Origin of the sequence: Syntrophotalea sp. (assembly GCF_050253115.1) — a bacterium.
Taxonomy (GTDB): domain Bacteria; phylum Desulfobacterota; class Desulfuromonadia; order Desulfuromonadales; family Syntrophotaleaceae; genus Syntrophotalea; species Syntrophotalea acetylenica.
This window is the reverse complement of sequence record NZ_JBFWJQ010000028.1, coordinates 1-25,733: the sequence shown is the minus strand read 5'-3', so window position 1 is coordinate 25,733 and position 25,733 is coordinate 1. Positions and strand designations below refer to the sequence as shown.

General features: G+C 60.8%; 22 protein-coding genes. 12 read left to right on the top strand and 10 right to left on the bottom strand.

The window, feature by feature from the left end; all coding sequences use genetic code 11:
- Nucleotides 1-268: 268 nt before the first annotated feature.
- The 7 genes from murI to AB7E65_RS04865 all read left to right on the top strand — a co-directional run bounded on the left by murI (nucleotide 269) and on the right by AB7E65_RS04865 (nucleotide 7,975).
- A complete protein-coding gene (gene murI / locus AB7E65_RS04895) occupies nucleotides 269-1,069 on the top strand; it encodes a glutamate racemase (RefSeq protein WP_072286257.1) in 801 nt (266 codons plus the stop codon).
- Between the two features lie 47 nt (nucleotides 1,070-1,116).
- Complete coding sequence (locus tag AB7E65_RS04890; RefSeq protein WP_072286256.1) at nucleotides 1,117-1,710, top strand: GerMN domain-containing protein; 594 nt, start codon at nucleotides 1,117-1,119, stop codon at nucleotides 1,708-1,710.
- A 1-nt stretch (nucleotide 1,711) separates the two neighbouring features.
- Nucleotides 1,712-4,117 carry a homocysteine S-methyltransferase family protein gene (locus AB7E65_RS04885; RefSeq protein ID WP_072286255.1) on the top strand — a complete coding sequence of 802 codons (2,406 nt, stop codon included), beginning with the start codon at nucleotides 1,712-1,714 and terminating at the stop codon, nucleotides 4,115-4,117.
- A 44-nt stretch (nucleotides 4,118-4,161) separates the two neighbouring features.
- Nucleotides 4,162-4,644 (top strand): hypothetical protein, encoded by a 483-nt coding sequence (locus tag AB7E65_RS04880; RefSeq protein WP_235605469.1) that lies wholly within the window; start codon nucleotides 4,162-4,164, stop codon nucleotides 4,642-4,644.
- A gap of 88 nt (nucleotides 4,645-4,732) precedes the next feature.
- The gene (locus tag AB7E65_RS04875) at nucleotides 4,733-5,560 is read left to right on the top strand and encodes a transketolase (protein ID WP_072286254.1); all 828 of its coding nucleotides are present in this window, start codon (nucleotides 4,733-4,735) and stop codon (nucleotides 5,558-5,560) included.
- Nucleotides 5,561-5,642: 82 nt separating this feature from the next.
- Nucleotides 5,643-6,584, top strand: coding sequence for a transketolase family protein (locus tag AB7E65_RS04870; RefSeq protein WP_428745382.1), 942 nt, complete (start codon nucleotides 5,643-5,645; stop codon nucleotides 6,582-6,584).
- A 17-nt stretch (nucleotides 6,585-6,601) separates the two neighbouring features.
- Complete coding sequence (locus AB7E65_RS04865; RefSeq protein ID WP_072286252.1) at nucleotides 6,602-7,975, top strand: sigma-54-dependent transcriptional regulator; 1,374 nt, start codon at nucleotides 6,602-6,604, stop codon at nucleotides 7,973-7,975.
- Between the two features lie 155 nt (nucleotides 7,976-8,130).
- Here AB7E65_RS04865 and AB7E65_RS04860 read toward each other — a convergent pair whose 3' ends face one another.
- The 4 genes from AB7E65_RS04860 to corA form a co-directional block, all read right to left on the bottom strand.
- Nucleotides 8,131-9,600, bottom strand: a complete 1,470-nt coding sequence (locus AB7E65_RS04860; RefSeq protein ID WP_428745381.1) for a deoxyribodipyrimidine photolyase — start codon at nucleotides 9,598-9,600, stop codon at nucleotides 8,131-8,133.
- A 177-nt stretch (nucleotides 9,601-9,777) separates the two neighbouring features.
- Nucleotides 9,778-10,638, bottom strand: coding sequence for a mechanosensitive ion channel family protein (locus tag AB7E65_RS04855; RefSeq protein WP_072286250.1), 861 nt, complete (start codon nucleotides 10,636-10,638; stop codon nucleotides 9,778-9,780).
- A gap of 16 nt (nucleotides 10,639-10,654) precedes the next feature.
- Nucleotides 10,655-13,003 (bottom strand): ATP-binding protein, encoded by a 2,349-nt coding sequence (locus AB7E65_RS04850; RefSeq protein WP_428745380.1) that lies wholly within the window; start codon nucleotides 13,001-13,003, stop codon nucleotides 10,655-10,657.
- Entirely contained in the window at nucleotides 13,000-14,103 is a 1,104-nt protein-coding gene (corA, locus tag AB7E65_RS04845; RefSeq protein ID WP_428745379.1) for a magnesium/cobalt transporter CorA, read from the bottom strand. Before corA ends, AB7E65_RS04850 begins: the two co-directional genes overlap by 4 nt.
- Nucleotides 14,104-14,283: 180 nt before the next feature.
- Here corA and AB7E65_RS04840 point away from each other — a divergent pair, with 180 nt between their 5' ends.
- Complete coding sequence (locus tag AB7E65_RS04840; protein ID WP_072286248.1) at nucleotides 14,284-15,231, top strand: YbgA family protein; 948 nt, start codon at nucleotides 14,284-14,286, stop codon at nucleotides 15,229-15,231.
- Nucleotides 15,232-15,271: 40 nt separating this feature from the next.
- Here AB7E65_RS04840 and AB7E65_RS04835 read toward each other — a convergent pair whose 3' ends face one another.
- The 6 genes from AB7E65_RS04835 to AB7E65_RS04810 form a co-directional block, all read right to left on the bottom strand.
- Entirely contained in the window at nucleotides 15,272-15,706 is a 435-nt protein-coding gene (locus tag AB7E65_RS04835) for a NifB/NifX family molybdenum-iron cluster-binding protein (RefSeq protein ID WP_072286247.1), read from the bottom strand.
- Between the two features lie 17 nt (nucleotides 15,707-15,723).
- Entirely contained in the window at nucleotides 15,724-17,544 is a 1,821-nt protein-coding gene (locus AB7E65_RS04830; RefSeq protein WP_320361147.1) for an ATP-binding protein, read from the bottom strand.
- Between the two features lie 73 nt (nucleotides 17,545-17,617).
- Entirely contained in the window at nucleotides 17,618-18,571 is a 954-nt protein-coding gene (locus AB7E65_RS04825) for a radical SAM protein (RefSeq protein WP_428745378.1), read from the bottom strand.
- Nucleotides 18,568-18,918 (bottom strand): NifB/NifX family molybdenum-iron cluster-binding protein, encoded by a 351-nt coding sequence (locus AB7E65_RS04820; RefSeq protein ID WP_428745377.1) that lies wholly within the window; start codon nucleotides 18,916-18,918, stop codon nucleotides 18,568-18,570. The genes AB7E65_RS04825 and AB7E65_RS04820 overlap by 4 nt, the downstream gene beginning before the upstream one ends.
- Nucleotides 18,919-19,102: 184 nt before the next feature.
- Entirely contained in the window at nucleotides 19,103-20,476 is a 1,374-nt protein-coding gene (locus AB7E65_RS04815; RefSeq protein ID WP_320361149.1) for a sigma-54 interaction domain-containing protein, read from the bottom strand.
- Nucleotides 20,477-20,529: 53 nt separating this feature from the next.
- On the bottom strand, nucleotides 20,530-20,937 hold the full coding sequence (locus AB7E65_RS04810) for a response regulator (RefSeq protein WP_158513982.1): 408 nt from the start codon (nucleotides 20,935-20,937) through the stop codon (nucleotides 20,530-20,532).
- Between the two features lie 355 nt (nucleotides 20,938-21,292).
- Between AB7E65_RS04810 and AB7E65_RS04805 the strand changes: the two genes are divergently transcribed.
- The 4 genes from AB7E65_RS04805 to AB7E65_RS04790 all read left to right on the top strand — a co-directional run.
- A complete protein-coding gene (locus AB7E65_RS04805; protein ID WP_428745376.1) occupies nucleotides 21,293-23,173 on the top strand; it encodes a PAS domain S-box protein in 1,881 nt (626 codons plus the stop codon).
- A gap of 20 nt (nucleotides 23,174-23,193) precedes the next feature.
- Nucleotides 23,194-24,495, top strand: a complete 1,302-nt coding sequence (locus AB7E65_RS04800; RefSeq protein ID WP_320361151.1) for a diguanylate cyclase domain-containing protein — start codon at nucleotides 23,194-23,196, stop codon at nucleotides 24,493-24,495.
- A 280-nt stretch (nucleotides 24,496-24,775) separates the two neighbouring features.
- Entirely contained in the window at nucleotides 24,776-25,147 is a 372-nt protein-coding gene (locus AB7E65_RS04795) for a hypothetical protein (RefSeq protein ID WP_320361152.1), read from the top strand.
- 173 nt (nucleotides 25,148-25,320) lie between these two features.
- The coding region (locus AB7E65_RS04790; RefSeq protein ID WP_428745375.1) for an ATP-binding cassette domain-containing protein at nucleotides 25,321-25,733 on the top strand (413 nt) is incomplete at its 3' end.

Genomic DNA, 25,733 nt, shown 5'->3' with positions numbered 1-25,733 from the left:
AGGTCGCCAAGATTTGCCTCGCGCAGCATGGTCATGACATGCTCGGTGCGCAGTTTTTCGAGAAAATCCCTGGCTGTCGAAAGGTCCATCAGCGATCATCCTTTCCTGGGGCAACCATGAACCTGTATGGCTTTTTTATCGAAAGAATCGCTAATATATCAGAGAGGCCGGCCAATCCCAAGCGCAAAATAGCGATGCATCTTGACTTTGCGTCTGGGTTGAACCTAGTATACCCCTTTTAAAGCTGCCACGTAGAGGGAGAAAAGGGTTGCCGGACCGGGCTATTGGAGTATTCGACTCAGGGGTTGGGGGACTGACGGTCCTCAAGGAGATTCAGCGGTTGCTGCCGGGGGAAGACCTGCTCTACCTGGGGGACACGGCCCGCGTTCCCTATGGCACCAAAAGCCCCGCGACGGTGAGGCGCTACGCGATGGAGGCGGCCGCCTTTCTGACCCGCCGCCGGGTCAAGATGCTTGTCGTGGCGTGCAATACCGCCTCGTCCGTGGCACTGGCCGATCTCGAAAACCAATACAAGCTGCCGGTTATCGGTGTGATCGAGCCCGGCGCGAAACGGGCTGTGTCGGTAACCCGCAGCGGTCGCATCGGCGTGATCGGCACCGAGGGCACCATCAAGAGCGGCGCCTACACTGTAGCCATCAAACGGCTTGCCCCCGATGCCGACGTGGTGTCCATTGCCTGTCCGCTGTTCGTTCCACTGGTGGAGGAAGGCTGGCTGAACCATCCCGTAACCCATCTGACGGCGCGGGCTTATCTCGACAACCTGCGCCATCTCGGGATTGACACACTGGTCCTCGGTTGTACCCATTATCCCTTGCTCAAGCCGGTGTTGCAGGAGGTTCTCGGCCCGGAGGTCATTCTGATCGATTCCGCCGAAGAGACCGCTTTCACCGTTGCCGCCATGTTGGGGCATTGCCATCGCCTCCGGCCCTCGGGGGAGATCTGTACCGCGCAGTTTTTCGTCACCGATGTTCCCGAGCGGTTTCAACGGGTCGGCAGTGAGTTCCTTGGCTGTCCCCTCGCGACCGTGGAACAGGTTGCCCTCGACTGACATGGCTGGCAAGCCTCTGTTGAGCCTTCCGGTCAAGGAAAAATGCCATGGAGCCCGCTTCCCGTCGTTATCTGATTCCCCTGCTGATGCTGTTGCTACTGGCCGCCGGATTGTTTGCCTACCAGGCCACACGCAGGGCCAAGCAGCATTCGCCTCCTTCAGCCGTAAGCGTCGAGCCGTTGCCGCAGCGCGAAGTCATTCTGTATTTCGCCAGCCGTAATGGCATGGGCCTGGTCGCTGAAGCCCGCGACGTTGCGGATGCCGGGGAAAATCGCCTGGCAGAGGAAATCATCCGGGAACTGGGCGACGGACCGGACGGCGATCTGGTTCCGGTTCTGCCAGCGGGTGCCGTGCTGCGTGGCTACAGTGAACTGGACGGGGTTGCAACCCTCGACTTCAGCCGCGAGCTGGTTTCCGCGCATCCGGGCGGCAGCATGTCAGAACTGCTGACGGTTTACGGTCTGGCCAACAGCCTGGCCGTAAACGTTCCGCACATCCGGAAAGTACGCATTCTGGTGGAGGGGCAGGCCGTGGAAACCCTCAAGGGCCACGTCGATCTGCGCCAGCCGGTTGCCGCCGATTTCCGTTTTACCGACCCGGCCGCCGAGAACGCGGCAGCCACCCCACAGGAGAACTTGTAACATGGCCGATTTTGTCAACGCCATCAAGCAGCGCGTTCTGATCCTGGATGGTGCCATGGGTACCATGCTGCAGGAGCGCGGCCTCAAGGCCGGCGGCTGCCCGGAAGAGATGAACCTGAGTGCTCCGCATGTTGTGGAAGCGGTGCATAGGGAGTACGCCGAGGCTGGCGCCGATATCATTGTCTCCAACAGCTTCGGCGGCAGCCGTTTGAAACTGGCTCATTACGGGCTGGAACACCGGGTGCGCGAGATCAACGCCGGCGCTGTGGAACTGGCGCGTCGTGCTGCCGGCGAGGGGCGCTTCGTGGCTGCGTCCATGGGACCGACGGGGCGCTTTTTGCAGCCGGTGGGGGATGCCGGCTTCGATGAAATGGTCGAGGTGTTTGGCGAGCAGGTGCGCGCTTTTGCCGAGGCCGGCGCTGACCTGATCACCCTGGAGACGTTTCTGGACATCGCCGAATTGCGCGCAGCGGTGATCGCCTGCCATGAATTCTCCGATCTGCCGGTCATGGCCCTGATGACCTTTGAGGACGCGGGCCGCAGCGTGCTTGGCACCTCGCCGGAAGCCGCCGCCGTGACCCTCGAAGGTCTGGGCGTGACGGTGGTCGGTTCCAATTGCGGGCTGGGTGTGGAAGGTATCCATGATGTGCTGGCCCGCATGCGCAAGGTCTGCGCGACGCCCCTGATCGCCCAGCCAAATGCCGGATTGCCGCAGCTGATCGACGGGCGTACGGTGTTCAATGCCACCCCGCAGGACATGGTGGCCTATCACCAGCGGTTGCTCGACATTGGCGTGCGGGTCATCGGCGGCTGCTGCGGCACCACTCCCGCCCATATTTCCGCCATGCGCCAGGCATTGCAGGGCCTGACACAGGACTGGACCCCGCCGCCGCGGCGCTGCCTGCTGTCGAGCCGCACCTCGGTGGCTGAAATCGGCGGACAGGCCGCCTGTGCCATAATCGGTGAACGCATCAACCCCACCGGGCGCAAAGCCTATGCCCAGGAACTGCGCGAGGGGAAAACCGCCTATGTCCGGCGCGAGGCCCAGGTTCAGGTGGCCGCCGGCGCCCATTTGCTGGATGTCAATTGCGGAGCTCCCGGTGTCGACGAGCCTGCCGCCCTGGAACGGGCGGTGCTGGCGATCGAAGGGGTGACGCAGGTGCCGCTGGTGCTCGATTCCTCCGATCCGGCGGCGCTGGAGCGGGGGCTTAAGGTCGCCGATGGCAAGGTGCTGATCAATTCCGTGTCGGGGGAAGCAAAGAGCCTGCAAGGGATTCTGCCCTTGGCCAGAAAGTACGGCGCGGCGGTGATTGCTCTGGCGCTCGACGGTTCAGGCATCCCCGAAACCGCCGAGGAACGCCTGTCGGTGGCTCGGCGCATTCGCGACGCGGCCCTGCAGTCTGGCATAGCGCCGCAGGATATCGTGGTGGATTGCCTGACTCTGACCGTGTCGGCGGAGCAGAAGCGGGCCATGGAGACCATCCGCACCCTGCGCCTGGTTCGTGACGAGCTGGGCATGGCGACGGCGCTGGGAGTCAGCAATATTTCCTTCGGGCTGCCGTGTCGCCCGGTACTGTCTTCGGTGTTTTTCGCCATGGCCCTTGAGGCCGGACTTTCGGCGGCGATCATCAATCCCCGCGACGAACGCATGATGGATGCCTACCGTGCCGCCATGGTGCTGCTCGGCAAGGATCTTCGGGCCGAGCGATATATCGCCGCGTACGCCGATGTCGCTTCCGCGCCACCGGCATCCGCCACCCCCGATATCGCCGTCGGGATCCGCGAACGCCTTTCTGCGGCGATTATCGAAGGCGACAAGGATGGCGTTGTGACCCTGGTCGAACAGGCCCTTGGCGAAGGCCTCGATACGGCGGCTATCAGCAACGAGGGTCTGCTTCCCGGCCTGGAGGAGGTCGGCCGGCGGTTTGGCGAAAACCGCATTTTCCTGCCTCAGGTCATGCAGTCGGCGGAAACCATGCAGGCGGCCTTCGCGCGCCTCAAGCAGGAAATGCACGGTTCGGCCGTCGCATCCCTGGGGCGTATTCTGATGGCGACCGTTGAAGGGGATATCCACGATATCGGCAAGAATATCGTTTGTACCCTGCTGGAGAATCACGGTTTCGAAGTGATCGACCTGGGCAAGAACGTGCCGGCCGAGCGTATTCTGCAAAAGGCTCTGGAGCTGCAAGTCGATGCCGTGGGCCTGTCGGCCCTGATGACCACCACCATCGAACAGATGCGGGTGACGATCGCACGCCTGCGGGAAGCGGGCGTCAAGGTCCTGACCATGGTTGGCGGTGCGGTGGTGACCCAGGAATACGCCGATGAGATCGGCGCCGACATGTATGCTGCCGATGCCCTGGAGGCCGTGGCCAAAGCGAAGCAGCTGTTGGCTGACAGACGCTGAGTCAGGCGCGATTTTGTTGCGCCGCACGATAGGCTGTGATAACTATGGGCGGCCTCTTTTCCGTCCTGGTAAACCGCGAGGGACCCATGGTTGGTGGCTTCAATCATAACTTTCGATACAAGGGCCGCGTGTTTCACGTGCAGACCGAGGATGGAGGCTCCCGGCATCCCCACATCGTCACCCTGTTGTACGAGGGGGGAACCATCCTGGCCTCCAGCAGGACTTCCTATGCCGACCTGCTTGGCGCGGACGACCTGCGGCCTCTGGTCGAAGAACGCATGAAATGCCAGCACCAGGACATGTTGAAGCGTCTGCGGTCCGGGGAGTTCGATGCCAGGGCCGGATGCACCGAAGGCTCTGTTGCGTTGTCCGACGCCCTTCCCCGTTCCTGCGGCGGCGTTTCGGGCGTATCAATTCAGGATCAGCCCAAAGAGGCCGCAACGAACCCGGCTGCCTCGCCAGGTTCGCTGGACGAACTGGTGTTCGCCTATCTGGCCGGCAACGATCCCCGCTACACGAAATCGTAATCGTCTGCCCGCCGGCCGCGCCGGTCGAAGTCGCGACCTTCGCTGTGGGGCGGGCCCGGTTTTTTTGAGGAAAGGAAACGTAGGTACGATGTTGAGCCAACAAACCGTCCAGAAGCTTGAGCAGACCGCCAGGGAATTGCGCGTCGATATCCTGAAAATGCTGCATCAGTCCCAGTCCGGACATACCGGTGGCAGCCTTTCGGCCATCGATATCATGACCGTGCTGTTTTTCCACCAGATGAAGCATGACGCCGCTCGCCGGGACTGGGCCGAACGCGATCGTTTCGTGTTGTCCAAGGGCCATGCGGCACCAGCCCTGTATGCCTGTCTGTCTCGCGCCGGATATTTTCCACAGGAAGACCTTGCGACCCTGCGTCAGCTTGGCAGCCATCTGCAGGGACACCCCGATATGCGCAAGACGCCCGGCGTCGAAGTCTGTACCGGATCTCTGGGGCAGGGCCTTTCCCAGGCCGTCGGCCTGGCGCTGGCGAACCGCGTCGCCGGACGCGATTCCCGCGTTTATGCCCTGCTGGGAGATGGCGAACTGCAGGAGGGGCAGATCTGGGAGGCGGTGATGAGCGCCGCCCATTACAAGCTCTCCAATCTGTGCATCCTGGTTGATTGCAACGGCCTGCAGATCGATGGATTCACCGAAGACGTCATGAATGTCGGCCCGGTGGCCGCCAAGTTTGCCGCCTTCAACCTGCATGTCATCGAAACCGATGGTCACGATGTCGCTGCCGTGGCCCAGGCCCTGGCCGCGGCGCAAGCCTCCGATCGCCCGAGCGTTATCGTTGCCCGCACCGTCAAGGGCAAGGGGGTGTCGATTTTCGAAAACAAGGCCAAATACCACGGCGTGGCCCCCAGCGATGAAGAGTTGAAGCTCGCCCTGGAAGGCCTGGGCGCCGCGAGTTGACGTTCATGCCAGGAGTTTTTTTCGTTACGCTGTTGACGACATTCGTGCTTGAAGAAAGCCTATACAAGGAAGTGAAAAACCCATGATTGCAACCAGAGACGCATACGGCCAGGCTTTGCTGGAGCTTGGCCGCCAGAATCCGAAAATCGTGGCCCTGGACGCCGATCTGTCCGGTTCGACCAAGACCGCCCAGTTCGCCAGAGAATTTCCGGAGCGCTTTTTTAATGCCGGCATCGCCGAGGCCAACATGGTCGGCATGGCTGCCGGACTGGCCGCCGGCGGTCTGATCCCCTTTGCCTCGACCTTCGCGGTATTTGCCGCCGGCCGGGCCTTTGAGCAGATTCGCCAGTCTCTGGCCTATCCCCGAATGAACGTCAAAGTGGTTGCCACCCATGGTGGCATCACCGTCGGCGAAGACGGCGGTTCCCACCAGTCGGTAGAGGACCTTGCGATCATGCGCAGCCTGCCCAACATGACCGTGCTGTGTCCCGCCGACGGCCCGGAAACCGCAGCCGCCATCCGTGCCGTGGCGGCATACGACGGGCCGGTTTATGTTCGCCTGGGGCGCGGCAAGGTGCCGGTGGTTTTCCCCTCCGATTGCAATTTTGAAATCGGCCGCGGCGTCACTCTGCGCGATGGCGATGCTGTGACCCTCATCGGCACCGGACTGCTCACCGCCATGGCTCTGGACGCGGCCGAAATACTGGCCGCCAGGGGGATCCAGGCCCGGGTTCTGCACATGGGCAGCATCAAACCCCTCGATACGGAGCTGATGCTGAAAGCGGCACGGGAGACCGGCGCCATCGTCACCGCAGAGGAACATTCGATCATTGGCGGGCTTGGCGGCGCGGTATGCGAGGCGCTCGCCGAAGGGGCCCCGGCGCCGGTGGAAAGAGTCGGCATGCGCGACGTTTTCGGCCAGTCCGGTCCGGCCGGAAAACTGCTGGAACACTACGGATTGACCCCTGCCAGCCTGGTTGCAGCCGCCGAACGTGTTGTGGCGCGCAAGCGCCCGTCGGCTTGAAACAGCGGGACGACCCAGTGGAACAGCGTGCCAACATTCTGATAGTGGATGCCGATCAGGCCCTTGGAGTTGCGCTGGAGCAGCTGCTCGGCAGCCAGGGGCATCTGGTGCAATGGTGCGGAACCGGCCAGGACGCTCTGCAGCGATTGGCGAATTGCACGCCGGATTTGATGATCCTCGATCTGCAGCTCCCCGATCTCGACGGTTGGCACGTTTACGAACAGGTCGGCGATCTTGGCGACGCCTGCCCGGTGGTCGTCGCCACAGGCCGTGATCTGCCGGAACACGCCGTGACCACGCTGCTCAACGGTCCCGGTGATTATCTGCGCAAGCCGGCTCCCGTGGAGGACCTCGCAACAGTGGCGCAGCGTACTCTGGAAAACAGCCGCCTGCGCAAGGAACTGGCCTGCCTGCGTTGCCAGAAGGGGGAACGCTTTAACCAGTCGGCCATCATCGCCTGCAGCCGGGAAATGCACCAGGTTCTGGAAATGGTGCAGAAGGTTGCCGACAGCGATGCTTCCACGGTCTTCATCCATGGTGAAAGTGGCACCGGCAAGGAACTGGTGGCGCGGGCCATTCACTATCAGAGCGCCCGAGCTGACCAGCCCTTCATGGCTATCAACTGTGCCGCCGTGCCTTCGACCCTGCTCGAAAGCGAGCTGCTGGGGCATGAGAAGGGGGCCTTTACCGACGCGAAAAATCTTAAAAAGGGCCTGTTCGAGCTGGCCGATGGCGGTACCGTATTCCTCGATGAAATCGGAGACATGGATCCGGCCATGCAGGCCAAACTGCTGCGGGTGCTGGAAGAGCGCAGCTTTCGCAGGGTTGGCGGAACCCGGGATGTCTGTGTCGATGTGCGCATCGTGTCCGCCACCAATCGCGATCTGCGCAAGGCGATGGAAGACAAATCCTTCCGGCCCGACCTCTATTACCGTATCGGTGTGATTCCCATTCATCTGCCGCCGTTGCGCGAGCGGCGCGACGATATCCTTCCGCTGGCCGAATTTTTCATTCGCCAGTTCAACCGTGAGTTCAGCAAACAGGTCCAGGGCATTTCGCGCATGGCCCAGAAAATCCTGCTCGAATATGCCTGGCCGGGCAACATCCGCGAATTGCGCAACGTTATCGAACGAGCCATCATTCTGGAGTGCGAGGATCAGCTGCTGGTGGAAAATCTGCCAAGGGAGCTGGTCTCCCAGTCGGTGGAAGATAACCGCGGGCCACTTAATTTTCAGCTGCCACCCGAAGGGGTCGATATCGAGGAAGTTGAGCGCGAACTGCTTCGTCAGGCACTCGAAATGGCCAGGGGCAATCAGACCCAGGCTGCCAAGCTGCTGCATCTGGGGATTGACGCGTTTCGCTACCGTATGAAAAAATTCGGGTTTTTATAAACATCGCTGGCGGAAGAACGCAAGCTCCACCCACTGGGTGATGAATAACTGGAAAACGGCGCCGGGACGATGGGGCGCCGTTTTTTTTTTGCTGTTTCATGCCCAGCCCGGCATGCTCCCGCCACGAAATGCAGAATCGCCCTTGAGGTAGGATGTCAGGGGGTCGGCGCATAGCGTTGGATGTACCCATCCACGGTCACCTTGCGAGCGGTGTTCCGCGAACTCATGTAGCGGATTTTGCCGAATACCGGCCGCTGCGGACCCCAGGCGCGGTCGAAGCGGCCCATGACCCAGCCGATGCCGCCATAGGAGTTCGGGTCGCAGCCGTCCAGGGCGAAGCGGTCATTGAGTTCGCTCATGGCGGCCAAAGCCTGGCGGGGGCTTTCGCTCCAATGCAGGATCTGCTTGCCCCACAGCATGCGTAGATAGTTATGCAGGCGCCCCTCCCGTACCAGTTGCATCTGGGCGGCGTTCCACAGCGGATCGTGGGTCTGCGCCGTTTCCAGCTGCCGAAGGGTGTAAAGATAGGGTCGCGGGTCCTGGGAATGTGCTTCCAGGGTGGCCTGTGCCCAGTCGGGCAGCCCCTCAAAACGGTCGTAATCGTCCCGTTTGAAACAGAACAGATAGCCAAGTTCGCGCCAGGTGATCAGCTGGTCGAGAAATGCTTCGGCGGAAGCACTCAGGCCCCACCAGCCGCTGCGGCGTCCCCGGGTTTCCAGGGACAGGTCCGCGGGGTGCCAGCCTTGCATATCAAGCAGTTTCTGCACAATCTCGTGGCTCGCAAGGTGGCCGCGGCGCAGGTAGGGCGACAGGCCGCTGGTAACGTCCCGTTGCGGCTGGTTGCGGAAAGCTTCGTACAGGGCCAGATGCTCACGTAAAAACACCTCCAGCGCGGCATGGGCGGCGGCGCTGCCGCCCCTGATCGCCAGCGGCCGGGTGTCCTGGCCGATGGGCAGCTGTGCGAGGCGCTGCCGCTTTCCGTTCAACAGTGCGCGATCGGCCGCCGGCCAACCCCCGCTTATGGTGTCCGGCAGGGAAGGCAATGGCGGAAGGCTCACGCCGTTGAGAGGATCGGCCAGGGGTGGCTGCTGCAGGTGTGCAAGCAGGTGTTTCTGCATAAATCGCCGCAGGCTGTGAGCCGTGGTGAATTCACGGTCGGCAGCTTTCAGGGGCAGGATGCCGTTGCTGTCCACCCGCTCCAGCAGCACCGGCACACGTCGTGCCAGTTCCCGGGTTTCCCGTACCGAATCCCGTAGTGGTCGCAGGTCGCACACAATCAGACAGGCTTCTTTGGCAAGCTCCGTCAGAAGAGACGCGATCCGCCCGGGTCGATTCTCGACAAACGGGTAGTAGCTCGCCGGCTTGCCGGCCAGGCCGCGGGCGTTATCGGCCATGCCATCGAGGGCGAAGTGATGATGGCGCAGGTTGGCATGCGGGCGTTCGCAGGACAGGGTTTCCACCACCAGCAGCGGTCGCTGCAGATCCACGGCATGCTCCACGGCGCGCTGCAGGGCGAAATTCCACCCGCTGCGGCGGGTGGCGTTCATCCAGTAGAGGACGTAGCGTCCGGCGGCTCGGGGAGTGGCGCCGTTGAGGGTTTCGATGCGGATGGCGGGAACCGGCATGGCAAGCCTCCGTGGTCAGGTTAAAGGCAAGCCCCCAGGCACAAGGCTTGCGCAATCGGTGTCGCGGAAAAATACCCGCAGGTCGCTGTCTCTTGACCGATCGGTGACATGGATGTGATGACAAGCAACGCCTTGGCTGAAACACTGTGGACAAGGGGCGGAGCAAAATGCAGGACCTCAGGGGTTCGATGGCGATGACGGGTTTGGCGCTTCGCAGTCGAAGCGATCGGCGAGGAAACAGATGTCTGGAACAAAGCCACGTTTAACAAGCGCGGTTTTGACCCGTTCGGAAATGTCGCTGGCCAGCACCCGCTCCAGACGGATTTCATGTACGTAGGCCTTGATCGTGAAGCGGGTCAAAAAAGCGCGGTCATAGTGGTCTTCCACCAGCACCCGTATCGGCTTGTCGAGCTGCACGTAGGGGGAGCAGACGGCCGCTTCCCAGGCGATCTGCCTGACCGGTGCGATGGGCACCGTGGCCGGAAGGTGAAATTTTACCACCACCATCTCGTTGAGCTGTCCGGTGTTGGAATTGCTCACCGATCCGGTCTGTACCATGCTGTTGGGAAACGTCACCACCGAATCATCGAAGGTGCGGATCTGCACGGCGCGCAGGCCGATATTGATGACCTCGCCGTAGTGGTCTCCGACCTCGATCATGTCGCCGACATGGAAGGGTCGCTCAAACAGGATCAGGATGCCGGCGACGATATTGCGCACCAGATCCTGGGCGCCGAGGCCGACAGCCAGGCCCGCGGAGGCGGAAATCGTCAGCAGGGTGTTGAGCGGAGGGTGGATGATGACAAACAGGATATAGGCGAAGGAGGCGATCCAGGCCAGCAGCCGCAACACCGGATAGAGTCCGGAGATCAGCAGGCGATAGCGGCTGAACCGGTTGGCCAGGTATTTCATGAGGCGGCGCAGGAACAAAAGGCCGACAGCGGTTGCGGCGAGGATCAGCAGGCTTGTCACCAGCCGGTCCATGGAAAGATATTTGTCTATGAACTCAGGAAGTTCAGGTATTTGAAGGTCTTTCATGGCCGCCTCGCGATCGTCACTGGATAATGTTGCGCGTCTCCAACAAGGACGCTGTCGGGGCAAAAAACAGGGGATTGAGCTGGTAAAAGGGCTCGTCTTCGGCGGCGCGGGCGGATTGCAGCAGATTCATCTGGGTCAGATAATCCAGAAGCATCCGGCTCTGCATCACGGCGGTCCCGAAAATGGCGGCATGCTCCCGCGGCGAAAGGCCGCCATGGGCGAGAATTTCGGCCAGCGCGTAGAGCTGCGGTCGTTCCAGGTTCTTCAGTGCCCCATAGTCGAGTTTATCGAAGGGGGCGACGCGCAGGGACTGCTCCTGGGCATCGAATTCCAGGTAATGCAGCCAGTAGAAAAGGGCTGCCTGCATATTGCCCCGGGTGGCGGAAAACAGGTCGGAAAAGAAACGGTCGCGGAGATTGGCCTGATCGTCTTTCCCTGCCGGGTTGTTGGTCTTTGGTGCCGGATTGCCGCCATTGAGGAAGCCGACCGGATAGCCGCTGGTGTGCAGGCGCAGAAGCAGGGCGTCGCGGATTTCGGCCTGGCTGTTGAACTGGGTTTGCACCTGGTGGGTGAAATAACGGTCGATGTCAATCAGGTGCTTCATGCGCTGCCACGGATATTTGCGGCTGGTTGCCACCCACAGCAGGCGATGTCTGCTGGTCAGAACCAGCCGCAAAAAAGCGCGGCCCACCTCCAGGCCACCTACGGTTCTCAGTACCAGGTGGTGGAGCTCTTCCACAATGATGACGCTGCGCGGCATGGTTTGAAGATGCTTTTCAACATCGGCCAGCCCACTCGGCGCATGCGGCAGCGCAAACCGCTCCTGGCACCACTCCAGAAACGGGCCTTCATCGGTCAGTCGCTTCTCAAGATTGAGGCGCAGCACCGGAACCTGGTTGCCGAGCTCGCTTTGGAAGCAGTTGACCAACGAGGTTTTGCCGCTGCCATCGGGGCCGGTGACGGCGATGCTGCACAAAAGTCCCTCCTGCCAGCGCTGAAAAAGCTCCCGCAGCGTATCGAGATCCTTGTTCTTGCCGACCATGAACTCACGGTTTTTCAACGCCCCGCATGTGAACAGACGCCGGCACACCGGCGGCAGTTTTTCCGCCTTTTTGAGGATGGCTTCGGGAGTTGGCATGTCGGCGATGCTGCGTGCCACGGCTTCCGTTTTGGCGTTGCGCACATCGCCTCCCGGCCACATCCGTCGCACACCCTGCCACAAAAACTCCACGGACAGGAAGGCCTGCTGCAGCGGTTCCCGCAGGCTTTCGCGCCACTGTGTGCATTGGCGTCGCAGATGGCGCAAAGCGCGCAGCCGTTTCAGCCTTAACCGTTCTTTCCAGCCGAGGATGCGTTGCAGATCCTTGGAGATCAGGGTTAGCATTTTGCCGCATTCCTGCCTCAGATCCTCCAGCGACTGGCGGGATAGTTCCTGGAGCGGTTCGGCGATAGTCGCCAGTTGCTGCTCGGTGCGGCTGATCGTTTCCGTGACCAGTTGGCTGGTATCGGCCAGTTTTTTGCGGAGCGCGGCGTGATCCGCATCATCCTTTCGGGCTTCGGTGGCCAGACGGCTGCATTCTTCCGCGGCTGTTTCCAGGTTGAAGCGCAAACCGCGCCACATGTCGGCGCAGTTGCGGCTTATCTGCTCATATCGCTGCGCATAGGCGTCGCCCGCCGGTCGGTCTTCAGCGTGCAGGATGACCGGGCGGTGGCGATTGACCGCATCCTGCAGCGAGGGCTGCAGAATCTGGTAGCGGCGTTTCAGACGCATCCGCAACTGGCTGTATACTATCCTGACGATCGGCCGCAGTTTCCCGGAGCAGGCTTTTTCGACGATCCCCGGCCCTTCGATCTGCCAGATGCTGCAACCTTTCAGATGGCTGTGCTGGTGACGGTCCCGGATCAGAACCAGTTCCTCGGGTTGGTTGCGCATGATCTGGTTCAGGGCATCCGTGACGCTCTGAACCGCCTGTTTCCAGTAACGGTTCTGGGGGCGCACCTGATTCAGGCTGCGTTCCTGACGAACCCGCACGCGGTCATACAACCATAAGATGCGCGCCTCGATGGTCCGGGCCAGGCGCACCAGGGCTTCTCCGTCGGGAGGCTCGTTGGCCAGGGTTTCTTCAAAGGCCTTGCCGAGTAATTCGGCACTGCTGCGCAGGTGCCCGCTTACCTCGGCAAGATCCCTGGCGAGGATTTCATCGGCGGCGGCCAGCTCGGCAAGGTGTTGATCGATGGCCTTGTCAAACCCCGCGGTCAACTCCCCCAGCAGCGCCTCGAGTTGCGGCTGCTGGTCCACGACACTGAAAAAACGGTCGCGGCCGGCCAACTGATCCAGATATGCCCGACATGCGGATGGGTTCACAGCCAATGTTTCCTTCTGAAGAATTTGAACATGCCGCAGGCCAGAGTCAGCATCAGCAGCCATAGCAACGGATAGCTCCATCGCCAGTGCAGTTCCGGCATGTATTCGAAGTTCATGCCGTAGATGCCGGCGATGAAGGTCAGCGGTATAAAAATGGTGGCAATGATGGTCAGCACCTTCATGACTTCATTCATGCGGTTGCTGATGTTTGACATGTACAGATCGAGCAATCCCGACAGGACATCCCGCAAGGTTTCGACCGTGTCGATGATCTGCACCGAGTGATCGTAAACGTCACGCAGGAACACGCCGGTCGCGGGCGCGATGAGCGACGAGTCTTCCCGTTGCAGGCCGGATATCAGCTCCCGCAGGGGCCATACCGCTTTGCGCAGCAGAATCATTTCGCGCTTGAAATGATGAATGCGTGACTGGATGTCGGGTGTGGGGTGGTCCATGATGATTTCTTCGAGATGTTCGATCTCTTCGCCGAGGCTTTCCATGATGATGTAGTAGCTGTCGACGATGGCGTCGATAAGCACATAAGCGAGATAGTCCGCGCCCATGGTGCGCAGTCGTCCCTTGTTGCCGCGCAGTCGCTGCCGCACTCCGTCGAATACGTCCCCCTGCTGCTCCTGGAAGGACAGCACATGGTTGCGGCTGAGAATCAGGCAGACCTGCTCGGTGTTTACACTGGCGGTAACCGGGTCGTAATGGGGCATTTTCAGCACCAAGAACAGATAGTCGTCGAAAGCCTCCATCTTGGGTCGGTGCGTGGTGTTGACGATGTCCTCCAGAACCAGCGGGTGCAGGCCGAAGTCGGCGCCGAGCTGTTCGAGGATGCCCAGCTGGTGAATGCCGTCGAGGTTGACCCAGGTTACGCCAGGGCCGTCGCGGTATGGCCGGCATTCGGCGACCGAGGCAAGGGATCGTTCTTCCAGATGCGCAGGGCCGTAGTTGAGCAGGCCGATCCGTACCGGTTCGGTGCGCTGGCGGCCGATATGCACCATGGTCCCCGGCGCCCGGCCGGCTTTGTGCGAGGTTTTATGCAACAGTTTTTTCAGCACCACCGGTGCTGGCTGACGTCGCTTCCGAAACCGCATGGATCCTCCTTTCGCAATGCTTGGCGCGGACCGCCTTTCTGATAGAATCTATCGTATTACACGGCGTTTCGCATCCATTAATTTCAGGCGGGATGCTCACAATGACGGTCAGGGGAGAACGGACCGGATCCTGAGTACCGGAACAATGCGGGGTCGGGATTATCAGGGAGAGGTGTGCGAATGGAAAAAATCCGTCTCGGTATCAGTGCCTGCCTGCTCGGGCAGAAGGTCCGCTATGACGGCGGGCATCAACTCGACCGTTTTCTGCGGGATACCCTGGGAAAATTCGTGGAGTACGTGCCGGTTTGCCCGGAGGTGGAAACGGGCCTGCCTATTCCCCGGGAAGCCCTGCGGCTGGTCGGAGAGGCCCAACATCCGCAGCTGGTGTTTTCCAAAAGCGGGGAGGATGTCACCGAGCGCATGACGGTCTGGGCCAGTCAGCGCTTGGCGGCCCTGGAAGCCGAGGATCTGTGCGGATTTGTTTTCAAGTCCCGGTCGCCGAGCAGCGGCATGGCGCGGGTCAAGGTCTACGACGCCAACGGCGTGCCGAGCCATAACGGCGTCGGCCTGTTCGCGCGCCTGTTCATGGAACATTTCCCGCTGCTGCCGGTGGAGGAGGATGGCAGGCTGCACGATCCGCGCCTGCGGGAAAATTTCATCGAAGCCATTTTCACCTTCCGGCGCTGGCGTGACTTTCTGGCTGGTGGGCCCGATGCGGCGGGGCTGGTGGATTTTCATGCCCGGCACAAATTGTTGCTCATGTCCCACAGCGTGGAATTGGCGCGGCAGATGGGCCGCTTGACGGCTCGCGCCGGTCAGCTTCCCGAGGCGGAACTGGTTGGTGACTATCAGCAGCTGCTGTTGCGTACGGTGCGCACGCCGGCCACCCCCGCCAAGCACTGCAATGTGCTGCAGCATGCCCTGGGATATTTCAAACGGCAGCTCTCCGGCGACGAAAAGCAGGAGATGCTGCAGCTTGTCGAGCAGTACCGGCACGGCAGCGTACCGCTGGCCGTGCCGCTTACCCTGCTCAACCATTATGTGCGTAAATATCAGCCGCCGTGGCTTGACGAGCAGGTGTACCTGCATCCCCACCCGGTGGAGCTGCACCTGCGCGGCGGGTTGTGACCCGGCGGCCGCCTGTTCAGAGCCTGCACGACAGCGAGGATCAGCGATTCCTTCCGCCGCCACCGCCGCGACCGCCACCCATGCCGCCGCCGCGACCGCCGCCACCACCGCCACCCATGCCGAAATGGCTGGCAACGTTGGGCGCATCGGCCCGCGACAGGCGCCCGGACTTATAGGCCTGTACCGCTTCACGGGCCGTTCCGCTCACGCCGGTGATAACCTGAATGCCGGCGGCTTCGAAGGTGCGGAAGGCGTTGGGACCGCAATTGCCGGTCAGCACCGCGACCACGCCGCGCTCCGCCATCAGCTGCGCGGACTGGATGCCGGCGCCGCCGCCCAGTTCGAGGTTGGGGTTGGGCATCGATTCGCAGGTCAGGCTGTCCGCGTCGATGATCAGAAAATACGGGGCGCGGCCGAACCGTGGGTCGACCGCATCGTCGAGGGTTTGCCCTTGCGAGGTTACCGCGATTTTCATAAAGCGTCTCCTTTGCTTTACAGCTCCTGTTTGAGGTGGTTCCAGATCTGTTGCATGGCTTCAAAGGCCGGACCCCGGCCATATTCGATAACGGTCTTGCCGGCCAGCAGGGCGTCGTTGACCTGTCGGTCGAAGGGGATGCGGGCAATGACTCTGGCGTTGCGTTGCTGCGCGATTTCCTCGATGCGCTGTGCCTGGCCGGCGTGCAGATCCGCCTTGTTGATAACGATCAGCGCGGCAATTTTGAAGTGTTCGGCCAGTTCCAGAACCCGCTCCATATCATGCACGCCGGAGACGGTCGGTTCCGTGACGATCAGGATGCGATCCGCGCCGCTGAGGGAAGCGATTACCGGGCAGCCGGTGCCGGGCGGTCCATCGCCCAGAATGTAATCGTGGCCACCGGCTCTGGCCAGTTCGGCGGCGGTGCGGCGCACCCGCGTGACAAGCCGGCCCGAGTTTTCCTCGGCAATGCCCAGGCGCGCGTGGGCCAGCGGGCCGAAGGGGGTCTCCGAAACATACCAGGTACCGACCACGTTGGGCGCCAGCTTTACCGCCGCGACCGGACAGACCATCTGGCACAGAGCGCAGCCCTCGCAGCCCAGCGTGTCGACCTGAAACACCAGCCCCTGTGCCGAATCGGTTTTTTCCACCGGATGAATGGCGGCGAAGTGGCAGGCTTCGGCGCATTTTCCGCAGCCGATGCAGAGTTGCGCATCGATGACTGCCTTGTCGCCGCCCTCGAATTCGTGGGCCTGGCGGACGGTTGGTTGCAGCAGCAGGTGCAGATCGGCGGCGTCCACGTCGTTGTCCGCCAGCACTTTGTTCTCGACCAGCATGGCCAGCGAGGATACCACCGTGGTCTTGCCCGATCCGCCCTTGCCGCTGATGACGGTGATTTCCTTGAAATTGCTCGTCGAGGGCATTTCAGCGGGGATTTCGCTTGAGGGGCTTACCTCCAGAGGTTCATCCGCGGGCGGCGGGGGTGGCGTGTTTCCGGCGAGGGAGGCGATGGCCGCGTAAATGGACAGCAGATTGCCACGCACTTCCGGGAAGGCATCCACCAGGCTGCCGCCGCCGGCATAGGTTTCGGCATAGGCCCGGTTGAAGGGGATGCGACCCAGCACCGGGACGCCGACCTGTTTTGCGTATTCGCCGATGAGGGCATCGGTGCCATCCGACCGGTTGATGACGATGCCGGTCGGGAGGCCCTTGCGCAGGGCCAGCTGCACGGCCAGTTTAAGATCGTTCAGGCCGAAGGGGGTCGGTTCCGTGACCAGCACCGCGACATCCGCGCCGCTGAGGGTCTCGACCACCGGGCAGGAGGTCCCCGGCGACGCGTCCAGAATGGTGATGGCCCCGGGGCGAACAAGGGTTTTCAGGCGGCGGATGACCGCCGGTGCCATCGCTTCGCCGATGTTGAGGATACCATGGGCAAAAGCATAAGGCTTATGGTCGGGGGCCGCTTCGATGCGGCCGATTTCGATCGGCTGCTCGGTAAATGCGCTGACCGGGCAGACCCACGCGCACACGCCGCAGGCGTGGCACAGTTCGTTGAACAGAAGCACCTTCTGGTTGATAAAGGCCAGGGCGTTGAAACGGCAGGCCTGGGCGCAGCGGCCGCAGCCGATACACAAAGACTCGTTCCATACCGGCTTGTTGGCCTGCACCGGGCTGCGATGGCTGAAATCGGGGCGCACGAACAGGTGATCGTTGGGTTCCTCGACATCGCAGTCGAGCAATTGGACGTCGGCGCCTTTTTGCGCCAGGGCCTGGGCGAGATTGACGGAAAAGGTGGTCTTTCCGGTACCCCCTTTTCCGCTGGCTACGGCAATAATCATCGGTAAATCCTCCAAATAACTTTTTAAGGGGCGAGTTAATTTCGCGAAAAGTCCGTCCCGTCCATGGTGCTGGCTACGGCCGGGCGTGGCTGGATCCTGCTTCGCTTGCCCGGTAATACACTTCAGCCCCGCGCGTTTCGGGCTGGACTCTGGCGTCACGGACCAGTCGGCCAAGGTATTTGGCCACCTCGTTGTCGTGCAGGCCGAAGGTTTGGGCAATCTGCGCGGCGGTGCAGGGCCGGCGAAGAAGCATGGCGTGAATGCTTTCCAGATTGATTTCGAATTTCTTATCGGCGCTGCCATCGAATTCGGCGATCACTTCCGCCCGCGGCTCGAACAGAAGGGACAGGTCCTCCAGTTGTTTGCGGGACAGTGGCATGGCAAAATCCTCAGCCGGAGGCCGCACCGCGGTGTTGAGCTGGATACGGTCCGGCGCGATGGTGGCGGCCAGCGCGGCGATCTTGCGCAGGTCGGCGGGGATCGCGTTCATGCCGCCGACGAGAAAGACTTCGAGCCACAACTGCCCTTTGAATTCGCTGCGAAAACTTTGCAGGCCGCTCAGCAGATCCGCAAAGCGCAATGTGGGGTGGGGGCGGTTGATCCAGCCGAAGGACGCCTGATTCCAGGCGCTGAGAGAAGCCTTGACCACATCGGCTTGTGCCGCTGCCTGCCGGACCTCGGGCAGATGCAGCAAGGTGCCGTTGGTCAGCAAAGCCGACGGAATGTCACTATGCTCGCGAAGGTAGTGCAGCACCGTGCCGAAGTCCCTGTGCAGGGTCGGTTCTCCGGATCCCGCCAGGCTGATGTAGTCGGCGCTCTGGCCGCTGGCCAGCCAGTCCTGCAATTCCGCCAGAACCTGATCTGTCGGCACATATTCGCGGCGATCCAGGGTGGTGCGGGGCGTGCGGCCCAACTGGCAGAAAACGCAGTTGAGCGAACACGTTTTAAGGGGCGTCAGGTCGACGCCAAGGGAGCGTCCGAAACGGCGCGAGGGAACGGGGCCGAACAGATAGCGGTAGTTTTTCATGTTGTCTTCCCTGCCTGGTGGTGGTCGTCGGTGTGCGTGTGAAGAGCCAGGCGATCATCCAGGAAAGCTGCCAGGGCCGCTTCCGCCCGACCGGTGATGTCGGATAAAACCCGGATACCGTAAGCCTGCAGCAGGATGGCCTGCGGCCGGGAGATGGCGCCGCAGATCAGCACCTCCACTCCCAGTTCGGCCAGCCTGGCGGCCCGGAAATGGGGCAACTCCGGTGGTATCGGACAAGTGTTCATACTTACGACGGTGTGTTGGGCGGTATCCGCTATCAACAGGCTGCGTGCCGCCTCGAACAGCGGTGAAACCCTTTTTTTCCAGGTGGTCACGGCGATTTTCATCAGGATTGCCCTCCGTTATTCTTATATAGCAAATGTAATGCCAGGCACAAAACCAGCGAGCGGCGCCTAAAAACAACCGTGAAAACAGATTCTTATGAATGTAGGACGTAGTCGGCAAAAAAGGTAGGGTTGCAATGATGCAATGTTTATTGCCGGGAGGGTCGCTTATATGCGACTCTTGGCCTTAAATGCGGTGGCGACCGTCGGTGTTCGGCAAGGTGAGACCGAGGCGGCGGATTTTTCGGAACAGGGTGCTTTTGTGCATGCCCAGTTCCCGGGCGGCGGCCAGCCGGTTGAAATCGTGGCGCTTCAGGGCGGTGAGAATCATCTGCGCCTCCGTGGCGCGACAGGCGTCGTCGAGGCTGTTGTGAGACGGCGGCGGCGCAATTGTCCGGCGCACTGCTTCGGGCAAAAAACCGGGTTCGATCAGGCCGTCGCCGCACAGCACAAAGGCGTGCTCAATGAAGTTTTCCAGTTCGCGGATATTGCCGGGAAACGGGTAGTTCATGAGCAGGGCCAGGGCATCCTGGCGGATGCCGCCAACCTGTTTGTTGCGCAGCAGGTTGAGGCGCTCGATAAAGACCTCGACCAGCAGCGGAATATCTTCCCTGCGCTGGCGCAGGGGGGGCAGGTCGAGGCGCATCACGTTGATGCGATAGAAAAGATCCCGACGGAAAGCGCCCTGTTCCGCCATCTCGGCCAGGTTGCGATTGGTGGCGGCCAGTACCCGCACGTTGACCGGTATTGGCCCGGTGCTACCGAGGGGCTGGATCTGTCGTTCCTGCAGCACCCGCAGCAGACGTACCTGAAATGCCGGACTGATATCGCCGATCTCGTCGAGAAGCAGGGTGCCGCCTTCGGCGGTGGCGAACAGGCCCGGTTTGTTCCGGGTGGCATGGGTAAAGGCTCCGGCCTTGTAGCCGAACAGTTCCGATTCCAAAAGCGTGTCGGGAAGGGCGCCGCAGTTGACGGCGACGAAGGGCCGCTTTCGCCGCGGACTCAGATCGTGCAGTGCGCGGGCCAGCAGTTCCTTGCCGGTGCCGGTTTCGCCCTGGATCAGTACGGTGCAGTCGCTTTGTGCCACCTGCGGCAGCAGGGTGAAGATTTTGTGCATGAGGGGGCTGTGGCTGATGATGTCGCCGACACGCCGCCGATCATCGAGTTCCTGCCGCAACTGCTCCACCTGACTCATGTCTCGGAAGGTTTCCACTCCGCCCACCACGGTACCCTGTGCATCCTTGAGCAGGGAGGTTACCACCACCAGTGGAACGCGGCGTTGTTGACGGTTAACGATATAGGTCGAGGAGTCGACAAAGGACTTTCCCCGTTTCATGGTGCGGCGCAGAGCGCAGTCCGCCTCGCACATGTTGGAACGGAAAACCTCCCAGCAATATTTGCCGATGGCGTCCTGGCGGCAGATGCCGGTGATTTTTTCAGCGGCGCGGTTGAAGGAGGTTATGCGCCACTTGTGGTCCACGGTAAACACGCCATCTGAAATGCTCTCAAGGATGATGTCGGTAACATGGCCGTCGAGTTGCGGCGTGGCATTGCTTGACATGGTTTCGAAACCTGTAATAAAGGTGGGTTGCTACGCGCGATCGCCGGGGGCCTTTACGGTCGCGAGCATCCGTTGCAGGGCGGGGGTGGCAGGACGGCCCCATCGATGGCGGCTTTCAGATCCGCGGGCTTGACCGGTTTGGTGAAGATCGCCACCGGATCGAGTGCTCTGGCGCTGTCATACAGCAGGCCGCAGGAATAGCCGGTGATGAAGATGATGTCCCGATGTCCGGCCTGCATCATCTTGCGGGCCGTTTCGATGCCGTTCAGGCTGCCGGCAAGGCTGATGTCCATCAGTACCACATCGACGGGGTCGAGGGCCAGGCTCGCGAGGGCTTTTTCCCCGGTGGCAACCGGGGGGCTGATCTGATATCCCATGGCCTGCAGGGCACTGGCCAGGGCCAGGGCCGTAATGGCTTCGTCCTCCACAAGCAGTATTCTGATTTCCGCTGGCTGTTTCATGGTCTCGTCTGAACCCTGGCAGTTATCCTGAATCTCTGGATGGCTGCGACCCAAAGTCTGATGCTGCCCTCCCAGTATACACGTTTCCGGGGTCGGCATACAAATGTGCCTGCCGAGATGAGCCGCATTGAACCTGGATTCAACATCGGTCCCTCGGCATGACAGGGGGTTTTCTAGAACGGTTTTCTATTGATTCCGTATACAGGAATAAAATAGACTGACCCTGTATCCTTTGAACATGGGGTATGACTCGAGAAAAAACGAATATTTATTAGTTGGAAATATTTCATCCCAGGTGAATCTGCCCGTCCCTGTCAATCCTAGAAGGCATGCCGCGCTGCCATACGGAGTTTGCATGAGGACCTTCCTGGTCATCGAAGGAGCCGGACACGATCCGGAAATCTTTCGGAAACTTCTTGAAGAACATGGTTACAAGGTAAGCGGAACGACAGAGAGCGCCTGGCAGGTTGAACAGGCCCTCTACGCTTCGGAAAAACGGTATCGCCATTTTTTTGAAAATGCGCCTCTTGGTATTTTCCGTGCCACCCACGAAATGCAGTTGCTGGCCGTTAACCCCGCTTTGGTCCAGATGTTCAAATATGATTCGCAGGATCAAATGATCGCGGATATCAACCGGCATGGTTTTCGGCAAACGCTCTGTGTCGGAGAAGATCCCGGAAAAGAGGTGCTTGCACAGGTGCGACAATCTTCCAGCTGGCAGCAGTTCGAAGGCCGCTACCGATGCCGCGACGGCAGTTTTATCGATTGTAGCGTACGCCTCTGCAAGGTCGATGACTGCCCGGATCAGATTGAGGGATTCATCGAAGATATCACCGAGCGCAGGCAGGCCGACGAAGCGCTGCGTTTTACCCAGTACGTCGTGGACCATACCACCGACCAGGCTTTCTGGATAACCGAGGACGCCAGGGTTTTCTATGCCAACGAGGCAGCCTGTCGCGCCCTTGGTTACAGCCGCGAAGAGCTTGTCGGCATGTCCATTTTCGATTTCGATCCGGCCTATCCCGCCGAGGAATTTTTTCGGCGCTGGAAACAGGTGCGTACCCTGGGATCCTATACCATCGAATCCGTCCATCGCGCCAGGGACGGCAGGTCCTACCCTGTCGAGGTTCGCGTCAATCATGTCGAGTTTGGCGGCAGGGAGTACCATTGCGTATTCATCACGGACATCACCGAACGCAAGGCAGCCGAACAGAGTCTGCGCCAGAGCAGGGAACGTCTGCGGCAGGTGATGAAAATGCTGCCCATCGCGGCTTACACCACCGACGCGCAGGGACGCATCACTTTTTACAACCGTTGTGCCGCCGAACTGTGGGGGCGGCGGCCCGATCCCGACCGGGACCGCTGGAGTGGTGCCTATCGTCTGCGTTATCCCGATGGCAGCCCCATGGCTTGCGCCGAGAGCCCCATGGCCATGACGCTGGAAAAGGGGCGCCGGTTTCAAGGCCAGGAGATGCTTGTCGACCGGGAACAGGGTGGCATGTCGCACGTGATCGCCTACCCCGAACCTTTGTACGATAGTGCCGGCAATCTGATCGGAGCGGTCAACCTGCTGGTCGACATCACCGAACGCAAAACCGCCGAGCAACGCCTCAAGGCCTCACTGGAGGAAAAGGAGGTGCTCCTCAAGGAAATCCATCACCGGGTCAAAAACAACCTCCAGGTGGTCTCGAGTCTGCTGTATCTGCAGTCCCAGAAGATCGAGGATCCGGAGGTCAGGGCGTTGTTTGCCGAAAGCCAGAACCGCATCTGTTCCATGGCCCTGGCCCATGAACAGCTCTATCAGTCCAAAAGCCTGGCCGATATCAGCCTGCGGGAGTATGTGCACAGTCTGGTATCTCACATGCGTCAGGTGAATATGTTGCCCGAGTCACGCATCGAGTGTGAAGTTCTCGTAGCGGATGTGACCGTCGATATCGAAAAAGTCGTGCCCTGCGGTCTGCTGATTGCCGAACTGTTCTCCAATGCCATCAAACATGCGTTCCCCGATGGCCGCCGCGGCATGGTGAGGATCGAAATCAGTTCCCGGCAGCGGGATGTGAAGTTGTCCGTTGCGGATGACGGCGTGGGTCTGCCCGCGGGCTTCGACTACCGCCATACCCAGACTCTGGGATTGCAGCTGGTGTGCGCGCTGGTGGCGCAGCTCGATGGGGATATCTCCCTGGTTGGCGGCGCCGGAACCCGTTTTGACATCATTTTCCCCGTCGGGAGTCCCTGATTCCGAAGGAGCCTGTCACGGTGCAAGCCAGACTGTTGATTGTTGAAGACGAAGCCTTGATCGCGCTGGAAATCAGGGCCCGCCTGCTGCGCATGGGATATGCGGTATGCGGCATTGTCGCCTGTGCCGGGGAAGCACTGCAGTCCGTAGCCAAATGCAAGCCCGATCTGGTGCTCATGGATATCTGCCTCAAGGGTGTGATAAACGGCATCGAGGTAGCCGCTGACATCCGCGAAAAATACGGAATCCCGGTGATTTACCTTACTTCTCACGCCGATGAGGATACTCTGGCGCGCGCCAAAAACACCGCCCCTTACGGTTTTTTGCGCAAGCCTTTCCAGGAACAGGATCTTCGCATCAGCGTCGAGCTGGCTCTGCACAGGTATGCTTTGGACTGCCAGGCGCGGGAAAGCGAAGATAAATTTCGGCTGATTGCCGAGAATATCGACGACGTTTTCTGGCTCAGCACCCCTGATTTTGAAAAACTGGTGTATGTCAGCCCGGCGTATGAAAAGATCTGGGGTCGCAGGCGGGAGGATCTGCATCAGGATCCTTTGTCATTCATGGAGGGGGTCCATCAGGACGATCGCGACACGGTGCGGGCGTTGTTTGGCCAGCCGCCTGCCGAAAGCCTGCAACTGGAATATCGTGTCGTGCGTCCCGACGGTTCCTTGTCGTGGGTACGGGATCGCAGGTTCCCCGTGCTGGATTCCCGGGGGCAGTCTTATCGTCTGGCCGGCGTGGTGACCGATGTCAGTGCGCAGAAACAGGCGCAGACGCAATTGCTTGTGCTGAATCGGCAACTGCAGGAGCAGGCGACTCATGATCCTTTGACCGGCCTGCCCAACCGTCGCCTGCTGGTTGACCGGCTGGAGCAGGCTCTGGCCCTGGCCCGACGTACCGACGGCCATCTCGCCATGCTGTTCATCGATCTCGACGGCTTCAAGGAGATTAACGACCGCTTCGGCCATGTCACCGGTGACCGGGTCCTGGAAGCCATCGGCAAGCGTCTGCACGATCTGCTGCGTTCCACCGACACCGCCGCCCGAATCGGTGGCGACGAGTTCGGCATCCTGCTGGCGAATATCAACGACGACGGGGATGCCGCGCTGGTGGCCCGCAAGATCCTCGACGGGTTGTCGGCACCCCTGGTTCTGCGGGATCGGGAGATCCGGCTTGGCGCCTCCGTTGGCATCTGCCTCTATCCGCAACACGCACGGTCGGCGGACGAACTTATCAGCCGTGCCGATGCCGCCATGTATCAGGTCAAACATGCCGGCAAGGGCGCCTATGCTTTTTATCGCCAACAGACTTTTCCCTGAGAAGTGTTCTTTACGGATCCGGGCCAATATGGCCGGGAAGCTTTTTTTACTGAAAAATTGCGGCATACTTGATTCTGTCTCTGGGTGTGTTGTTTTTACCGTAAATGGGAAGGCCCAGCCGCCGCACCGGCGCCGTGATCGAAAAAAGGGTGCGTCGCGCGGCCCGCAACCCCGGATTCATCGATCTTGAAGCAATCGCTGATTTAATGCGTTGATCGTCCCGGAGGTCCCTATGTGTGCGGGATTTTCCTTGGCGTGACGCTGTGACGGGTGGCAGACAATGCGCGAGAAAAGACATCCAGCCGGGGCCGCGGCTCTGCGGCTGACCCCTCTCAATCGTCTGGCCAGCCTCAAGCTCAAGGCCGCCGGGGTCAGTGAACACCCTGTGGTGCTGCCGGTGTTTCAGCTCATGTCCTGGGGGCTGGCCGATTGTGCGTGTCTGGTTCACGAAGAAACCGCCGATGAACTGGTGCAGCTGGTTTGGCAGCCCGACCAGCGCGCCGCCCTCGATTACCTGCTGGCCAATGTGCCCGGCGGCGCCACGGCTTTTCAGCGCCGGTTGCTGCGCATGCCGCCGCGGGCTGCCGCCCGGGCTCTGCTCGGTGCCTTTGATCTGCGTTTGCGGTCCGATCCCCGCAATCCCTTCCCCTGAACCTCGTATGTTGCCACAAACATAGCCGGTTATAATTCTGGCTTGCGCGCCATCCGGCGGGATCCGGATTATCCGTGACCATGGCACCTTTTTTGGATACCATCACCGCCAGAGCAGTGGGGAGAGGCCTTGCGTTTTGCGGGCGGCACAATAACCTTTTTGGGGAGTGGCAGGTGGCGGAAATTTATCTTGACGGGGTTACGGCACGCATCGGCAAGCATGCCCGGCTGCAGGACATCCATCTTCGCATCGGCAACGGTCAGCATTGGGCCGTGGTGGGTGCCAACGGTTCAGGGAAGTCGGCGCTGGGCAGGCTGTTGTGCGGTGAAATGGAGGTTCTCCGTGGAACCTTGCACCTCGCCGGGAAATCGGTGTGTGTCGCGTTTGAAACGGTCGACGAAATTCTTGGAATCGAGCGATACAAAGACGACACCGATTTTCTGGACCGGATAGACCAGGGTACTCCGGTGCGGGATTTATCCTGGAGGGTCGGCCCGAAGCCGCACGGAGACTCGAAGAGCTTGTCGGGCAGCTCGGCCTGGACGGGTTGCTTGACCGTGGCATCCGCTACCTGTCCACAGGCGAA

What these genes read in the sequence shown, in the direction of transcription:
- AB7E65_RS04890 (WP_072286256.1), top strand. Translation starts at nt 1,117, where the DNA reads ATGGAGCCCGCTTCCCGTCGTTATCTGATTCCCCTGCTGATGCTGTTG.
- AB7E65_RS04885 (WP_072286255.1), top strand. Translation starts at nt 1,712, where the DNA reads ATGGCCGATTTTGTCAACGCCATCAAGCAGCGCGTTCTGATCCTGGAT.
- AB7E65_RS04880 (WP_235605469.1), top strand. Translation starts at nt 4,162, where the DNA reads ATGGGCGGCCTCTTTTCCGTCCTGGTAAACCGCGAGGGACCCATGGTT.
- AB7E65_RS04875 (WP_072286254.1), top strand. Translation starts at nt 4,733, where the DNA reads ATGTTGAGCCAACAAACCGTCCAGAAGCTTGAGCAGACCGCCAGGGAA.
- AB7E65_RS04870 (WP_428745382.1), top strand. Translation starts at nt 5,643, where the DNA reads ATGATTGCAACCAGAGACGCATACGGCCAGGCTTTGCTGGAGCTTGGC.
- AB7E65_RS04860 (WP_428745381.1), bottom strand. Translation starts at nt 9,600, where the DNA reads ATGCCGGTTCCCGCCATCCGCATCGAAACCCTCAACGGCGCCACTCCC.
- AB7E65_RS04855 (WP_072286250.1), bottom strand. Translation starts at nt 10,638, where the DNA reads ATGAAAGACCTTCAAATACCTGAACTTCCTGAGTTCATAGACAAATAT.
- corA (WP_428745379.1), bottom strand. Translation starts at nt 14,103, where the DNA reads ATGCGGTTTCGGAAGCGACGTCAGCCAGCACCGGTGGTGCTGAAAAAA.
- AB7E65_RS04840 (WP_072286248.1), top strand. Translation starts at nt 14,284, where the DNA reads ATGGAAAAAATCCGTCTCGGTATCAGTGCCTGCCTGCTCGGGCAGAAG.
- AB7E65_RS04835 (WP_072286247.1), bottom strand. Translation starts at nt 15,706, where the DNA reads ATGAAAATCGCGGTAACCTCGCAAGGGCAAACCCTCGACGATGCGGTC.
- AB7E65_RS04830 (WP_320361147.1), bottom strand. Translation starts at nt 17,544, where the DNA reads ATGATTATTGCCGTAGCCAGCGGAAAAGGGGGTACCGGAAAGACCACC.
- AB7E65_RS04825 (WP_428745378.1), bottom strand. Translation starts at nt 18,571, where the DNA reads ATGAAAAACTACCGCTATCTGTTCGGCCCCGTTCCCTCGCGCCGTTTC.
- AB7E65_RS04820 (WP_428745377.1), bottom strand. Translation starts at nt 18,918, where the DNA reads ATGAAAATCGCCGTGACCACCTGGAAAAAAAGGGTTTCACCGCTGTTC.
- AB7E65_RS04815 (WP_320361149.1), bottom strand. Translation starts at nt 20,476, where the DNA reads ATGTCAAGCAATGCCACGCCGCAACTCGACGGCCATGTTACCGACATC.
- AB7E65_RS04810 (WP_158513982.1), bottom strand. Translation starts at nt 20,937, where the DNA reads ATGAAACAGCCAGCGGAAATCAGAATACTGCTTGTGGAGGACGAAGCC.
- AB7E65_RS04805 (WP_428745376.1), top strand. Translation starts at nt 21,293, where the DNA reads ATGAGGACCTTCCTGGTCATCGAAGGAGCCGGACACGATCCGGAAATC.
- AB7E65_RS04795 (WP_320361152.1), top strand. Translation starts at nt 24,776, where the DNA reads ATGCGCGAGAAAAGACATCCAGCCGGGGCCGCGGCTCTGCGGCTGACC.